Origin of the sequence: Chryseobacterium luquanense (assembly GCF_026460945.1) — a bacterium.
In the GTDB taxonomy this organism is placed as follows: domain Bacteria; phylum Bacteroidota; class Bacteroidia; order Flavobacteriales; family Weeksellaceae; genus Chryseobacterium; species Chryseobacterium luquanense.
Genome location: NZ_JAOVZV010000008.1, coordinates 261,317 through 277,546, shown reverse-complemented (window position 1 = coordinate 277,546; position 16,230 = coordinate 261,317). Strand labels below are relative to the sequence as shown.

Annotated in this window: 15 protein-coding genes; 4 read left to right on the top strand and 11 right to left on the bottom strand. The window is 32.8% G+C overall.

What is annotated here, in order from left to right:
• Window positions 1-49 precede the first annotated feature (49 nt).
• Entirely contained in the window at window positions 50-772 is a 723-nt protein-coding gene (locus tag OEA66_RS09530; protein ID WP_267281152.1) for a DUF2490 domain-containing protein, read from the top strand.
• Window position 773: 1 nt separating this feature from the next.
• Here the strand turns inward: OEA66_RS09530 and OEA66_RS09525 are convergent, their stop codons facing one another.
• The 10 genes from OEA66_RS09525 to OEA66_RS09480 all read right to left on the bottom strand — a co-directional run bounded on the left by OEA66_RS09525 (window position 774) and on the right by OEA66_RS09480 (window position 11,038).
• The gene (locus OEA66_RS09525; RefSeq protein WP_267281151.1) at window positions 774-1,220 is read right to left on the bottom strand and encodes a phosphohydrolase; all 447 of its coding nucleotides are present in this window, start codon (window positions 1,218-1,220) and stop codon (window positions 774-776) included.
• 105 nt (window positions 1,221-1,325) lie between these two features.
• Entirely contained in the window at window positions 1,326-1,625 is a 300-nt protein-coding gene (locus OEA66_RS09520) for a hypothetical protein (RefSeq protein ID WP_267281150.1), read from the bottom strand.
• Between the two features lie 198 nt (window positions 1,626-1,823).
• A complete protein-coding gene (locus OEA66_RS09515; RefSeq protein WP_267281149.1) occupies window positions 1,824-3,614 on the bottom strand; it encodes an acyl-CoA dehydrogenase FadE in 1,791 nt (596 codons plus the stop codon).
• Between the two features lie 47 nt (window positions 3,615-3,661).
• A complete protein-coding gene (locus OEA66_RS09510; protein WP_267281148.1) occupies window positions 3,662-4,018 on the bottom strand; it encodes a four helix bundle protein in 357 nt (118 codons plus the stop codon).
• A gap of 35 nt (window positions 4,019-4,053) precedes the next feature.
• The gene (locus OEA66_RS09505; RefSeq protein WP_267281147.1) at window positions 4,054-5,235 is read right to left on the bottom strand and encodes an acetyl-CoA C-acyltransferase; all 1,182 of its coding nucleotides are present in this window, start codon (window positions 5,233-5,235) and stop codon (window positions 4,054-4,056) included.
• A 99-nt stretch (window positions 5,236-5,334) separates the two neighbouring features.
• The gene (locus tag OEA66_RS09500) at window positions 5,335-7,728 is read right to left on the bottom strand and encodes a 3-hydroxyacyl-CoA dehydrogenase/enoyl-CoA hydratase family protein (protein WP_267281146.1); all 2,394 of its coding nucleotides are present in this window, start codon (window positions 7,726-7,728) and stop codon (window positions 5,335-5,337) included.
• A 17-nt stretch (window positions 7,729-7,745) separates the two neighbouring features.
• Window positions 7,746-8,195 carry a MarR family winged helix-turn-helix transcriptional regulator gene (locus OEA66_RS09495; protein WP_267281145.1) on the bottom strand — a complete coding sequence of 150 codons (450 nt, stop codon included), beginning with the start codon at window positions 8,193-8,195 and terminating at the stop codon, window positions 7,746-7,748.
• A 169-nt stretch (window positions 8,196-8,364) separates the two neighbouring features.
• A complete protein-coding gene (locus OEA66_RS09490) occupies window positions 8,365-9,288 on the bottom strand; it encodes an ABC transporter ATP-binding protein (protein ID WP_267281144.1) in 924 nt (307 codons plus the stop codon).
• Window positions 9,289-9,483: 195 nt separating this feature from the next.
• Window positions 9,484-10,455 (bottom strand): FecCD family ABC transporter permease, encoded by a 972-nt coding sequence (locus OEA66_RS09485; RefSeq protein WP_267281143.1) that lies wholly within the window; start codon window positions 10,453-10,455, stop codon window positions 9,484-9,486.
• Window positions 10,456-10,474: 19 nt separating this feature from the next.
• Window positions 10,475-11,038, bottom strand: coding sequence for a TlpA family protein disulfide reductase (locus OEA66_RS09480; protein WP_267281142.1), 564 nt, complete (start codon window positions 11,036-11,038; stop codon window positions 10,475-10,477).
• Between the two features lie 119 nt (window positions 11,039-11,157).
• Here OEA66_RS09480 and OEA66_RS09475 point away from each other — a divergent pair, with 119 nt between their 5' ends.
• Together OEA66_RS09475 and OEA66_RS09470 are read left to right on the top strand one after the other, a co-directional pair.
• The gene (locus tag OEA66_RS09475) at window positions 11,158-12,282 is read left to right on the top strand and encodes a ferredoxin--NADP reductase (RefSeq protein WP_267281141.1); all 1,125 of its coding nucleotides are present in this window, start codon (window positions 11,158-11,160) and stop codon (window positions 12,280-12,282) included.
• Window positions 12,279-12,896 (top strand): SanA/YdcF family protein, encoded by a 618-nt coding sequence (locus OEA66_RS09470; protein WP_267281140.1) that lies wholly within the window; start codon window positions 12,279-12,281, stop codon window positions 12,894-12,896. Before OEA66_RS09475 ends, OEA66_RS09470 begins: the two co-directional genes overlap by 4 nt.
• Here the strand turns inward: OEA66_RS09470 and tamL are convergent.
• Window positions 12,893-15,490 (bottom strand): translocation and assembly module lipoprotein TamL, encoded by a 2,598-nt coding sequence (tamL, locus tag OEA66_RS09465; RefSeq protein ID WP_267281139.1) that lies wholly within the window; start codon window positions 15,488-15,490, stop codon window positions 12,893-12,895. The genes OEA66_RS09470 and tamL overlap by 4 nt on opposite strands.
• Here tamL and OEA66_RS09460 point away from each other — a divergent pair.
• Complete coding sequence (locus OEA66_RS09460; RefSeq protein ID WP_267281138.1) at window positions 15,476-16,201, top strand: TrmH family RNA methyltransferase; 726 nt, start codon at window positions 15,476-15,478, stop codon at window positions 16,199-16,201. The genes tamL and OEA66_RS09460 overlap by 15 nt on opposite strands.
• The last annotated feature ends 29 nt before the right edge of the window (window positions 16,202-16,230 follow it).

Sequence of the window (16,230 nt, the reverse complement as noted above, 5' to 3'; positions counted from 1 at the left end):
TAATATTACAGAATAGTTAAATAATATAAATTTGCAAAAATTTTTTTGGATGAAACTTATTTTAAGTCTGGGTTTACTTTTAAGTTTAAGTATTTACAAAGCGCAAGAGCACATCTCATCGTTTAATGCACTCACCATCACCTATAAGTTTCATCCAAAATTTTTCCTTTATGCTGAAGGGCAATCCAGAGGAATTGAAGAATACACTTACCCTGATTATTACGAAATAAAAGGAGGTTTAGGTTATAATCTTACAAAAAATCACAAACCATTTATCGGTTTAGGACGTTACGCAACTTACAAAGATCACGCAATTAACAAAGAAGAATTTCGAGTTTGGTTGCAGGATGTTATCGATTTTAAACAAGGAAGAGTAAAGTTTGAAAACAGATTTCGTGTTGAAAAATCTTGGTTTTATGAACCTCAAACTGAAAAAAATTCTGAGAGAATGCGTTACCGTTATCGTTTGAACGTTTCAGTCCCTTTAAATGCTAAAAAAATTGCACCCGGAACTGTTTTCGCAAACGTTTATGACGAAGTTTTTGTTGTTACACCAATGAAACCTTCATTTGCAAGAAACAGAGTTTATGGTGGCTTCGGTTATCAAATTGATGAAAACTTCGGAGTTCTAGGCGGTTATCTTTGGCAGAGAGAATTTGAAGCAAAAGGAAATAAAAATGTTCATTTCGTTTACCTTGCTTTAAATATCAACATCGACGACACCGATAATGATCATAAAAACAAAACCTATCATTTTCCGGGAGCTGATTAATCTAATATTTCTCTGTTAAATATCGATACGCTTTCAAATATTTATTGAAACGATGAATATCTTTTGATGTTAATTCACGGTTTACCCTTCTCAAATCCATATTATCACGAAGATCATTTAGCTTTACGGCAACTGCAAGAGATGATCTTTCGGTTCTTTTTACAAAATCATCATAGATTTCTTCAGGATCAAATTTTGTTAGGCAGCTCACTGCAAATAGAATATATTCCGGAAAACCTTCAGATCTTAAATATTCAAAACTGAATTCTTCGGGATGATCTTCGACTACATCATGTAATACGCCTACAATTTTCTCATCCATCGTTTTACCGTATTCCATTACACGCATTACGTGAGCAATATACGGCGCATGATATTTATCTTTTTGCCCTTTATGTGCTTTATCAGCAATTTTTATCGCTTTATTTAAAAGTTCTTCTTTTGTCATTCTTATTAGAAAAATAGAATACAAAAATATAAAACAGCTTAGAAAAACTCTATAATTTTAATGAAAAGTTTAGGAGATTTTATTAACAATTTGATTTAAAGAAATTTATTTCGCAGCCAACTTTGGAGGTTGAGCTACATCTAGTAAATTTGGTGTTTTGTATAGAGTAGTATTTCCATTTAGAGTTTTTAGGCTTGAATATAAATTTGGATTTTTTGGTTTGACAACAGGCATTTTGCACAATTTTGCAATTGAACTGTCAAAATCTGATACAGCGGATGGCTTTAAAATAAAAGGTTTTTCTAATTTTAATAATTTTGCAGAATCAATTTTTAAAGATTTTATTGGAGAAATTTGTGCTGAGATTGCTACTGAATTTAATATTGTAATTAATAATAGTTTCATTGTTTAAATTTTATAAGGTTAAATTATAGTGACTTAAAACTTCATATTTTATTATAAAACAACTGATATTATTTGTTCATTACATTTGAGATTTTTAATCGTGATTACGAATTCTGAATTTACTATTATTTAAAAATAATTAAAATAAAAAACGTCCCAAAATTGAGACGTTTTAAAATCAAATTTATATATAAAAGACTAATAATGTCCTTTTTCAATATAATGTGCAGCCACTTTTTCAGTTAATGCTACAACATTTGGAGTATTTGTATATTTCGTAAATCTTCTTAAACCAGAAAGCATCATTCTTTGTTCGTCACCTTCTGCAAAAGAAACAATTCCTTCTTTAGCAGCAGCAATAATCTTGTCAATAGCTTTGTAAAGGTTTAATTGAGCCATTGCAGCTTCCACAGAATCAGCAGAGAAGTGTTTCTCAGCTCTTAAAATCGCAGATTCTGCCATATAGATCTGGTTAAGAATTTCAGAAGCATTTAATAATAAATGTTGCTGTTTCTCAATATCCATCATATATTTTTGAAGAGCAGCACCGGAAACCATTAAGAAAACTTTCTTAAGATTGGCAATAATCGCTTTTTCTTCGCTCATCAATTCAGAATAATCAGGAACTTCGAAAGACGGAATTCCCATCAATTCTTTACTGATTGCCATTGCCGGAGATAATAGATCTAATTCTCCTTTCATTGCTCTCTTGATCAACATTCCAACTGCAAGAAGTCTGTTGATTTCGTTGGTTCCTTCGTAAATTCTTCCAATTCTGGCATCTCTCCATGCAGCTTCCATTGGTGTGTCTTCTGAGAATCCCATTCCACCATAAATCTGGATTCCTTCGTCTGCTGTATTTTGTGTAAGATCAGAAACGAAGACTTTAAGAATAGAAGCTTCTACTGCAAATTCTTCAACACCTTTTAATTCAGCTTGCTGATGATCCATTCCGCCAGAAACTAATTCTTCAATTTTATCTTCAACATTTTTTGCTAAACGGTAAGAACCTGCTTCACTCACGAAAACTCCGGTTGACATTTCAGCAATTTTCTTTCTGATTGCTCCGAAAGTTGATATTGAAACTCCAAATTGCTTTCTCTCATTTGAATATTGAATAGAGTGGTTTAAGATTCTTCTTTGTCCGTCAAGGTTTGCAGCAGCTAATTTAATTCTACCAACATTCAAAGCATTCAAAGCGATCTTGAAACCGTTGTTTCTTTCACCTAACATGTTTTCTACAGGAATCTTCATATCATTGAAGAAAACCTGACGAGTTGAAGACGAACGAATACCTAATTTATGCTCTTCCTCTCCGAAAGTCAAACTTTCAGGATTTTCAAGCTCTGAACGGTTGATTACAAAACCAGTGATGTTTTTGTCATCATCAATTTTAGCGAACAAAGTGAAAGTATCTGCGAAACCTGCATTGGAAATCCACATTTTTTGTCCGTTGATGATATAATGTTTCCCATCTTCTGACAACTTTGCTCTTGTTTTTCCTGAGTTTGCATCAGAACCGGCATCCGGTTCAGTCAAGCAATAAGCTCCAAATTTTGTTCCTGTAGCTAAATCCGGAAGATATTTCTTTTTTAATTCTTCACTTCCGTAAAGAAGAGTAGGAAGAGTCCCGATTCCGGTGTGTGCCCCGTAAGCTGTTGCTAATGAACCATTTCCTCCTGAAACATAATCACAAGCCAACATTGTGCTCACGAATCCCATTCCAAGACCTCCGTATTCTTCAGGAACTGTAATTCCTAAAAGTCCCATTTCGCCTAATTTGCGCATTGTTTCTTCTGTCAATGCATAATCTTTTTTCTCAAAACGATCGTGGTGCGGAATAACTTCTCTATCTATAAATTCTTTCGCAGAATCGCGAAGCATTTTTTGTTCTTCTGAAAGTTCTTCCAAAGAAAATATTTCATTAGCTGGAATTTCTTTAATTAAAAACTCACCGCCTTTTAATGTTTTATTAAGTGTATCACTCATTGTTTTAATTTTTTAGATTTAAAGAATAAAGAGAAAAGAATAAAGACTTACAACTTTAAGTTTTTTTGAAAGCCAGAAATCATTCTCTGTAATTCTGTGATTTTATTTTCTATATTTTCAAGTTTAGACAAATCAAAATAACTTCTGTTTGAAGAAATTATAATTTGAGTTTGTAATTCGTAAAGAGATCCAAGACTTATTTCCAAAAATCGATTGAAATCTTTATTTGAACTTCTGCTTGATCCTTCAGCAATATTTGAAGCAACCGAAACAGAACATCTTCTAAGTTGAGATTTTAATCCAAATTCTTCATTTTTAGGAAAACAATCAGTAAGAATATAAGTGTCATTAGCTAGTTCAATAGCCAACTTCCAAATGTTTAAATTCTTAAAATTATGTTTCACCTCTGTCTTTTCTCTTTATTCTTTGTTCTTTTCATCTATAATAACTCAAAGATTGAAGCCGCGCCTTGCCCTGTTCCAACGCACATAGAAACCATTCCATATTTGTTTCCGCGTTTTCTCATTTCGTCAAGAAGTTGAACCGTTAATTTTGTTCCTGTACATCCAAGTGGATGACCCAAAGCGATGGCTCCTCCGTTTACATTTAAGATATCAGGATTTAAATCTAATTCTTTTTTGATAGCAACAGATTGTGATGCGAATGCTTCGTTTAATTCGATTAATTCAATATCTTTTAATTCTAAACCTGCTTGTTTCAAAGCTTTTGGAATAGCGTAAATCGGTCCCATTCCCATGATTCTTGGCTCAAGACCTGCAGCTGCATAAGCTACTAATCTTGCTTCTGGTTCAAGACCTAATTCTTTTACCATTTCTTCGCTCATCACCATTACGAAAGCTGCTCCGTCACTCATTTGAGAAGAGTTTCCTGCAGTTACGCTTCCTCCGTTTTTAAATACAGGTCTTAATTTAGTCAAACCAGCCAATGAAGTATCTGCTCTTGGCCCTTCATCTACTGAAAAATCAAACTTTTTAGTCTGCATTTTCTGGTTTTCATCCAAGAAATTATATTCAACAGGAATTGAAACAATCTGATTGGCAAATTTACCTTCCTGATTCGCTTTTAAAGCCTTCATATGAGATTCAAAAGCGAATTGATCCTGTTCTTCTCTTGTAATATTATATTGTTTTGCAACCTCTTCTGCAGTGTAACCCATTCCCCAATAATAATCTGGGTTTGTTTTTGCAATTTCCGTTTCAGGAACCGGTTTATAGCCACCCATCGGAATATAAGACATTGATTCTGTACCACCAGCAATGATGCAATCAGCCATTCCTGCCTGAATTTTTGCAGAAGCAATCGCAATAGCCTCACTTCCTGATGCGCAATATCTGTTTACGGTAACTCCGGGAACTTTGTCTGTATTCAATCCCATTAAAGAGATCAAACGGGCAACGTTCAAGCCTTGTTCAGCTTCCGGCATTGCGTTTCCTACGATAAGGTCATCGATTCTGTTTTTGTCTAATTGCGGAAGTTCAGCCATTAATTTTTCAATAACTGTAGCCGCCATTACGTCAGGACGAGTAAAACGAAGGGAGCCTTTTGGCGCTTTTCCTACCGCTGTTCTAAATCCTTTTACTATGTATGCTTGTTTTGACATTTGTTTTAATTATTTGATTTAAACATACACTTTGTCATTTTGGAAGCATCTAAGTTTAGATTCCTATGGAATGACAAAGTTTGTGTTAATTTGGAGTTATTAATTTCTTAATGGTTTTCCGTTTTGTAACATATACTGAATTCTCTCCAATGTTTTTCTCTCACCACAAAGCTGTAAGAAAGTTTCTCTTTCAAGATTCAATAAATATTGTTCAGTTACGATTGTTGGTTCAGAAAGATTTCCACCGACCATTACATTCGCTAATTTATCTGCAATTTTCTTGTCATGTGCAGAGATGAAGTTTCCTGTCAACATTTGGTCAGTTCCAACGTAGAACATTCCCAATGCATCTTTACCCAAAACTTTTACTTTTTGTTCGATCGGTTGAGTATAACCATGTTCGGCTAAACTTATTGCCAACATTTTTGCTGTTTTGATCTGCGTTCTTTTATCAACTGTCACGATATCTTTTCCTTTTTCAAGAATTCCCATATCGTAAGCTTCATAAGCAGAAGTTGCCACTTTACCCATGGCAATATTCATGAAAGCTTCACGAAGTCTGTTATTTTTAACATCATCGCTATGGAATTCTCTTGATGTTCTCAATGTCAATTCTTTCGTTCCACCACCACCAGGAATTACACCAACCCCGGTTTCAACCAATCCTATGTACGTTTCTGCTGCTGCGACAACTCTGTCGGCATGCATGGTCATTTCGCAACCACCACCAAGCGTCATTCCGTGAGGAGCAACAACAACAGGGATAGAAGAGTAACGAACTCTCATCATTGATTTTTGGAAATACGCGATTGCCATATTCAAATCATCCCAATCCTGCTCGATAGCCATCATTAAAATCATTGCTAAATTTGCTCCAACAGAGAAATTTGTCCCTTGATTTCCGATTACTAATCCATCATATTCTTTTTCAGCTAAATCAATCGCTCTGTTCAATCCATCTAAAACTTCGCCTCCAAGAGAATTCATTTTAGAACGGATTTCGAAGTTGATGATTCCGTCGCCTAAATCTTCAATCGAAGCTCCCGAATTACTCCAAAGCGTTTTGTTTTTTCTGATATTATCTAAAATAATGAAAGAATCCTGACCCGGAATTTTGTTGTATTCTCCTGAGTTTTTATCAACGTAAATGCTTTGTCCTTCATCATTAACTTTATAGAAAGTCTCTACATTTTTTACCCAGTCTGAAACTTCGTAACCTGCATCTTTAGCTAATTCAATACCTTTTTGAACGCCAACTGCATCCCAGATTTCAAACGGACCGTTTTCCCAACCGAAACCTGCTCTCATGGCATCATCGATCTTATAAACTTCATCAGAGATTTCAGGAACTTTATGCGAAACATAAGCGAATAACGCACCCAAAGATTTTCTGTAAAGCTCTCCAGCTTTATCTTTACCACCAATTAAAACTTTGAATCTGTCAATTGGCTTATCAATATTTTTAGTTAATTCTAAAGTTGGGAAAGAAGATTTCCCTTGAAGTTCGTATTCTAAAGTATCAAGATTTAATCCGTGAATTTCAGATTTTCCTTCTGCATTTTTCACTTTTTTGTAGAAACCTTGCTCTGTTTTTGAACCTAACCATTTGTTATCAACCATTTTCTGGATGTAACCTGGAAGTGCAAAAACATCATTGAAATTATTAGCTTCCGTACCGCTATTACGAACACCATTTGCAACCATCACCAACGTATCCAAACCAACAACATCCGCTGTTCTGAATGTTGCAGATTTTGGACGACCGATTACTGGACCTGTTAATTTATCAACTTCAGAAACGGTTAAACCTAATTTTTGAACATTGTGAAGCAAATCCATCATTGAGAAAACCCCAATTCTGTTCGCGATAAATGCAGGAGTATCTTTTGCTAAAACGGTTGTTTTACCTAAGAATTTGGCTCCATAATTCATATAGAAATCAATGATCTCCGGAGATGTATCAGTTGTTGGAATAATCTCTAAAAGAGGAAGATATCTTACAGGATTAAAGAAGTGCGTTCCTGCAAAATAATGTTTGAAATCATCGCTTCTTCCTTCCACCAAAATATTAATTGGAATACCGGAAGTGTTTGAAGAAACTAAAGTTCCCGGTTTTCTGAACTGTTCGATTTTTTCGTAAACTGATTTTTTAATGTCTAGTTTTTCAACCACAACTTCAATAATCCAGTCTGTATTTTTTATTTTTGGTAAATCATCATCAAAATTTCCAACCTTGATTCTATCCGCAAATTTTGGAGAATAGAGTAGAGCCGGACTTGCTTTTTTCAGTTTTTCAAAGTTTTCAGAAGCGATTCTGTTTCTTACCGCTTTGTCATCTTTGGTCAAACCTTTTTTCTGTTCTGCTTCAGTTAATTCAAAAGGCACGATATCCAAAAGCGAAACTTCTACGCCAATATTGGCAAAGTGAGCCGCAATACCGCTTCCCATAATTCCTGAACCAAGAACCGTTACGTGTTTGATTCTTCTTTTCATTTGATTATATTTATTATTTATTTTCGGTTGTTTATATCTGTAGCTATTTTCATAATTTCTGTCATAACCTCTTTAAAGGTTTCCAATTTTTCAGGAGCTATTTTTTCCATCACTTTTTTGTTAAAATTGACAACAACTTCCTTAGACATATTTCGGGAACTTAATCCTTTATCAGTTAGTTTAATGATAACCTCTCTTTTATCAGTAGTCGTTTTTTCTTTATAGATATAGCCATTGTCTTCTAGAAGTTTGATGATTCTTGTTAGGGAAGTTGGCTCAATTGCCATTTTAGGTCCCAAATTAGTACTTCTTGTTCCTTCTTTTGGGTCAATTTTAAGAAGAGTAAGTGCTTGAACAGCAGTAGAATCATGTTCTTGAGCAAGCTCAGTGTACATTTTGGAAACAGCTAACCAAGTCTGCTTCAAAATGAGATCAACATTTTCGGTTTTATCTTTGTTATTATCCATTATAATTTTTTTTGCTAATCGGTTTTATCAAATGTAGCAAATATTATGCATGCATAGTATTTATTAACGTTAAAATTTGTTAACAATCTGACAATAAGTTAATTAAATTATATGACAAGCATAATACTATGCATGCATAGTATATGAATTGAACAAATAAAATATCGTATCAGTAAATGGTTTTCAATAAATTAACGATTTCTTCAAAGGATTCGCATTGGTGTCTTATAGAATCATTTGAAATTAACCAAAAGTTGTCCTGAAATTCGAAATTTAAAGATGAAAGGTCTTTTTGAAAGTTTTTTTGAAGTAAAGAATATAACATTTCCTTATAAAAATCTGGAGCAATAATCTTTGGAGCAACGAAATTGTCATTAATTTGAAATAAAGATATACTTGTTAATTCATCATGATGGAGCAAAATATCTTCCACAATTCCGGAATACAAATGATTATCTTTTACATACCAAATTTTGTCTGCAAATTCTTTCGCCAGTCGCCAATCGTGAGAAGAAAAAAGAATGAGTTTGTTTTGTTCTTTGGCTAATTTTCTAAGGGTTTTTAAGATGATTAATTTATTTTTTTCATCTAAATGAGTTGTTGGTTCATCAAGAACGATAATAGGGGAGTTTTGTGTTAAAGCTCTTCCGATAAAGGCTTTTTGAAGATTTCCGTCTGAGAGATTTTTGAGTAAAGTATTTTTATATTGTAATAAATCTAGCTCTTCAATAATATTTGAAACTTCATCTCTATCCTCATCTTTAAGCTCAAAATAAAATGGGTAATAAATGTATTTTCCTAACGAAATCAAATCTTCAACCGTATAATTCTGTGGAATAATCGATTTTGAAAAAACGACCGCAATGTTTTCTGCAATCTCCTTAACGGAAAGATTTTTTATATTTTTATTTTTAATAGAAATTTCTCCATTTAATAACGGAATTTGATGTAAAATAGACTTAATTAAAGTGGTTTTCCCAACACCATTGTTGCCAATCAACAAACATACGTCTCCTAAATTCAAATTGGCATTTGCATTTAAAATTAAGGTTTTGTTGTAGCCAATGTTTGCCTGGTTGATTTGTAGGTGCATATTTTATTTCCGGTTTATTTGTCACGCTGAAGCATCTCTACAAAGTTAGTTTAGATTCATACGGAATGACAAAGTGGACGTATCATTTTTATATTATCCAAGTTTAATTAAAATACTTTTAATCATCTGCTCAATTAACAAAATCTTCAAGAGAATTTAAAATTGACAATTCACTCATTGACTTTATTCACCATTTCACACTTTATTCTGCTTCAAAAGCATCATCAATATCACAGGAATTCCAAATATTGAACTTATCACATTCAAAGGAATCTGTGTTTTTTCTGCAACAATTGAAAAAAGGAGCATCATCAATACTCCCAAAAACATATTCAAAATCCATTGCTGCCAAAGTTTTGCAGGATTATAAATCAGTCTGCAAAAATGCGGAACTATGATTCCAATAAATAAAATAGGCCCTAAAAATGCTGTAATTGATGCCGAAAGTAGGGAAGATGCAACAATAATAAAGATTTTTAATTGATTTAAATTTACGCCTAAACTTTGTGCATAAGAAGTTCCCAACGAATTTCCAATTAAAGGTTTTATCGTTTTAAAACAGATAAATAATCCTATTAAAACTAAAATTGATAAAACATAAATCTGATTTCTCGTTACCATATTATTTGCTCCGAAAGACCATAAAATATAGTTTTTTAAGCTTTGATTTTCAGCGTAAAACTGAAGTAAGGAAACAATAGCTCCTGCAAAAGCCGAAACCAAAAAACCAAAAATAATTAAGTAAGACTTATCCTGAAATTTATTCGACATGGAAAGTAAAACCAACATCAATAACAAACTTCCTCCAATTGCGGCTAAACTTAAAAAGCTATTTTGAAGAAATTCGGGAAGAATAACACTATTTGAAAAAAATATATAAAAAGCGACTGATAAACTTGATACAGAAGTGATTCCTAAAATATCAGGTCCAGCTAAAGGGTTCTGGAAATATTCCTGCATCAAAAAACCTGAAGTCGGAATGGAAATTCCTGCTAAAAGCATTACTAAAACTCTATTTACCCGAATTTCAGCAATCTGACTATTGGAAGATTCTGTGAAAAAATCCAGAGAATTTAGACTTAAAAATCCTGTGTTCAAATTAATAATCGCCGTTAGAATTATTGCGATTAATAAAAGAAAACACAGAATTTTAAATTTTTTAGACATGAGAGATTTTAACTAAACTTTATTTCAAAAGAGAAGATATTTTCTCGTTTAGTTGGCTTTCACTCATCATTCCCAAAGTTTCATCGGTTTTATTGCCTCTTCTCATGAAAGTAAACGGAATTGCACCGCCATCCCATTGTTTAAAATTTGATTGGAAAAAATTAGCATCCAAAAGTTGTCCGTCTAATAAAATCGTATGATTTTGAATTCCGTGTTGTGTTGTAAAACGGGGAACTTCCGTATTCCAGATTTCTTTTTGATCTAAACTTACAAAAGTAATTTTTACAGGTTTATCTTTTAATTCTTCAATTTTTGTTTTAAAATAAGGAATTTCTCTCACACATGGTCCACACCAAGTCGCAAAGAAATTTGTAATGTATAATGTGTCATTTTTTTTCTGTAAATAATCTGAAGTTTCTTTTGTTGACAAAAATTTCAATGAATTGATTACGGGTTCACGTTCCGCAGTATTTTGAGTATCTATAGAATCGATTGTGGTAAGATTATCTTCCGTTTTTTCGGCTTCTTTTTTACAACTCACCAAAGCGGTAATCAAAAGCGTTGATAAAATTATTTTTTTCATACGGAAATATTTATTGGTTTTAAGGTTTCCATCATCAGCATTTCAATTAATTCTGTTTTAAGAAAAATTGACGCAATGACGATTTCATAATTATTTTTTATTTATTTTTGAAATGAAGTATGGAACAACAAATCTATAAAGGGAAACTGACGCAGTTTCATCGGTTAAAAATAGCTAAAAAAGAAAAGCTGACCAAAAATACTTTTTCTTTGGAGCTCGAAATTCCTGAGGATTTGAAAGATAATTTTCAATTTGAAGCAGGGCAGTTCGTTAGCATAAAATTTAAATCTCATGGTGAAGATGTTATTAATGATTATTCAATGACGTCGGCTCCGTATGAGCAAAAAATAAGTTTAGGAATAAAAATAAATTCACAAGAAGGAGCAACTTCTCAATTATTTAACAATTACGAAATTGGCGATGAAATTTTGATAAGCGAACCAAACGGAAGATTTACTTTAGTCTCAAAACCTCATGAATTCAGAACGATTGTTGGTTTTGCCGCAGGAATAGGAATTACTCCGATTTTAAGCCATTTCAAAAATATCCTTCATAACGAACCACGAACTAGACTTTTTCTTTTTTTTGGAAATAAAAATACTGGGGATTTAATTTACAGAGATTTGCTGGATGATTTAGCTAAAAAATACAACGATAGACTGCAGATTTTCTATTTTTATTCACAAGAAAAAACAGCAGATCAGCTTTTTTATGGAAGATTGGATGCAAAAAAATTAAATTTAATTATCAATCAAATCTTGCATTTGGATGATACTGATGAAGAATCTACGATTTGGGATGCCGTAGATGAAGTTTTGATTTGTGGAAAAGGAGAGATGATTAAAACTTTGGCAAACGCCTGTTATCATCATGGTATTCCAAAAAAAAATATTCATTTTGAATTATTTGAAGAGTTTAATGACGATATTTACCCAATAGAAGAAGAATTCCCTTTGATTAGAGATGTTCAGGTAGATTTTAAGATGCTTGGAAAATTGTATAAGTCTGAATTACAAGATAATCGTGAGAAAATTTTGCAACAGTTATTAACCCAAGGATTTCCTGTTCCGTATTCCTGTAAATCAGGGATTTGCGGAAGTTGTGAATGTACTTTGGAAGAAGGCGAAGTTGAACTGCTCGAAAATGAATATTTAACCGAAAAAGAAGAAGCACAAGGGAAAATTTTAGCTTGTATGTCTATTGCAAAAACAAAGAAAATAAAACTTAACTTTGATTTTAATTGAGAATCATCCGATACATATTCAAATTATTCTTCGTATCAGTAGAAATTGTTTTTCTTCTGATATGTTTGTCGAATGCTTGGGTTTTCGGTTTGACCAATGGTAGAACATATAATAAAATCTCAAAAATTCCTCCCCGTGAAATAGCTTTGGTTTTGGGAACATCACCAAGAATGCGTTCCGGACTTTCAAATCCTTATTTTACCAAAAGAATGGATGCAACTGCACTGCTGTATCATCACGGAAAAATTAAAAAAATTATCGTAAGTGGCGAAAAAAGCCGAGGATACAACGAACCCGCTGCAATGAAAAATTATCTGATTTACCAAGAAGGTGTTCCTGAAGATATTATTATTGAAGATCCGGAAGGATTTAATACCTATAAAAGCATTTTACGTTGCAAAGACATTTACAAGAAGAAAAATGTGATTATAGTTTCGCAAGGATTTCACAATTTAAGAGCTTTGTTTTTTGCAAGAAACAATAATATGAATGCTTTGGGATTTGATGCACAAGATGTTACAAAACCTGAAAGTTATTACAGAAACCAATCCCGCGAAATTCTCGCAAGAGTGGCTGCTGTAGTTTATTTTACTTTGGGAATTTCTCCAGATTAGAAAGGATATCCGAAGGCAATATTTAAAGTTGGTTTCAATGGTTTAATGTCATTAAATCTCCATCTTTCACCATCCGTTTTGTTGGGATCATAGATTTTGTAGGCTAAATCTACTCTTAATGTGATGTAAGCAACATTCACTCTTAATCCGAATCCGCTTCCTATTCCCATTTCTCTGATGAATTTATTAAATTTAAACTGATCGTCAAAACCATTGTTTTCAGTATTCCAAACGTTACCAATATCGGTAAAAATTGCGCCTTGATACATATCTGTAAATGGAACTCGATATTCAATATTTGTGGTCAGTTTTATATTTCCCATCAAATAAGTACGCACCCTTTCATCAATCTGAGATCCACCCGGACCTAAACCTCCAAATGCAACCCAAGCTCGAATGTCATTGGCTCCACCATTAAAGTAAGATCTTACAAACGGCATTGTAGAAGAGTTTCCGTAGGGAATTCCCAAACCAATAAATTGACGAAGAACCAAAGTCTGATCTCCATTGAACTTAAAATATTTTCTTATATCAAAATCAAATTTCACAAACTGAGCATAGGGAATTCCAAAAATTGTTCTTTCAGGACTTCTTAAAATTCCACCGCCATCATTTCTTTTCTGATTAAAAAGACTTGGAATATTCCCTGACAATTCAACCTTTCCATTAAAATAAAAAGCGTTTGGGTAATCTTTTTTGCCAATTTCGTTATAAACAAAATTATACACCATCGATGAAATTAAAACATCCTGCGTTTGTCTGTCTTTATTAGTAAGTGTTCCCAGAAAAGATAATAAATCATCAGCCTTTTTAGCATCAAGCGTTGCAACATAGCCAAGATCTTTAATAATCTGCTCAGAAACCTGATCTCTTGTTAATATTCCTGCTTGAAGTTCCTGTTGAGCTGTTGGATTATAATTAAAATAATCACTAAAAACAGTCTCTCGAATTGCATTATCACTCACAAAAAAGTCGTAATAACTATCTTTATTTTTAGTTAAACTAAAGAGTGTATTAAACAGCGTTAATCTATGAGAAACCTGATCATTAACGTTGGCAAAATAATTTAAACCTGTATTGAAATTGGTTCTTCCCAAACCGATATTATTCTGTACCGACGCTCCCAAAACAATCGATGAAGTTGGAGTATATCTTTTCGGAATTAATTTATAATAATTAAATGGCAATAGCAACCTTGGGAAGCTTAATGAAGCTTGCGCCGAATATTCATATGCTAAAATTCTTTTATCTAAATTTTTAGGATTTCTGATAGATCCAAAAGTTCCTGCAAGACTTGTCGTAAGGTTTTCTGCTCCTCCGAAAATATTTCTTGTTGTCAAATCTCCAGAAGGAGATATCCCCCAATTTAAAAACTGAGAATAATTTAGATCTGTTCCACCTTTTAAAAGATATTTATCAAGTGGTTTAAGAACATATAAAACATCTACAATACTATCATTTGGAGATGTTCCGCCACCTTGTCTCAAAGAATCCCTGGCTTTTAAAATGCTAAAATTATTCATAGCCAAAAAGTTTCTTTTAGTAAGATCTAATTTTTTCTGATCATAAACTGCTTTATTATCAACAATCACAGCTCTCCACAGCGCTGCAGATTTATAATTATCATTTACTTTGTGAAATCTCACTCTTCTTAAACTGTCTTTAACGGTTCGTCTCGGAAAATCTCTGTTACGATCAACAATTGCAACATCGATATTTCCGAAAGTAGCTCTTTTATAAGGTCGATCTATCGAATCTTTATGAATTTCCAAAACCAAAGGAACTTCTTTTCTGCTTCTCAAAGTATCTGCAATGAAACCAACCTCATCATTTCCAGCATTAAAACGGTAATATCCATTTTCTCGCATCCAATCATTAATTCGTACAATTTCTTTTTCTAAAAAAGTCTGATCAAGCAGTCTTCCGCTTCTTACTAAACTTTCGTTAATTCTTTGCTGAAAAAGTCCTCTGATTCCCGGATCTGGAATATTGTAATAATATTCTTTAATAATAGTAGGACTATTGTGTTTAATTGAATATTGTACGGATGCTTTTTTATTGGCAGAATCTAATTTGTGAGCAAACTTTACTTCAGAATCCCAAAAACCTCTGTAAGTCATTCTTTTTTCGATAGACTGAGCACTTTTTTCAGTTCTTGTCTGATCTAAAATTACAGGCGGAGTTCCCCAATTATGATACAATCTATCCATAAAAAGACTCTTCCCAACACTGCTTTGCATGTTGTATTTAATAAAAAGAGAATCCCGAAGTTTCTGATTTCTCATTTCACTCGGATAAGTCATGTATTCATTAAGAATTGTATCGTATTTAGGATTGGCTGCATTATATAAAAGAAGACTCAAAGGCATGAAAAGCAATTGCTTTTTATTGGGCTTTTGCTGAACATAATCTTTCAGTTCTTCATCGAAAAACTGTTTCTTATCTTCAAACTCAAAATTGTTTTGAGTAAGCAGATATTCTCCATCCGGAACTTTTTTTGTGGTACTACACGCATAAAGTAAACCAACAAATGTTGCAAATGATATTATTTTATAATATTTTTGAGGAGAATTCTTAAAATGCTTACAGCTCATACAATTAAAATTTTACAGTCTTTAGATAAAAAGAAGTTCAGGCAAAAATACAATTTGTTTTTGGTTGAAGGGAATAAAACTATTCTTGAACTTCCTAATTCTAACTTTAAAATTAAAGAAATATTTTCTACAGAACCTAACAATTTTCTGTCCAAAGAGGTACAATTTACACACATCACTGAAAATGAACTCAAAAAGATAAGTTTTCTGCAAAATCCTAAAGATTCTGTGGCAGTATGTGAATTATTAGAAAAATCGCAGTTTGAGGATAAAGATTTCCAACTGGTTTTAGATGGAATTCAAGATCCTGGAAATTTAGGGACAATTATACGCTTAGCAGATTGGTTCGGAATAGAGCAAATTATTTGCAGTGAAGATACGGTAGATTTTTATAACCCTAAAGTAATTCAGGCAACAATGGGATCTTTTACAAGAGTGAATATCGTGTACTGTAATTTGGTTGAATACCTTTCAAATACAGAAAATATTAATGTTGGAACCGATATGGATGGCGAAAATATTTACAATTTTGAAAAACCAAAAAAGATCAATTTAATTTTAGGAAACGAAGGAAACGGAATGCGTGACGAAACAGAGAAACTTCTTCACAAAAAAATAAGTATTCCAAGATTTGGGAAATCGCAGTCTACAGAAAGTCTGAATGTTTCAATGGCTGCAGGGATAATTTTGGGACAAATGTTTTCAAAATAAAAAAGAAATTAGAAATTAGAGGTTAAAAA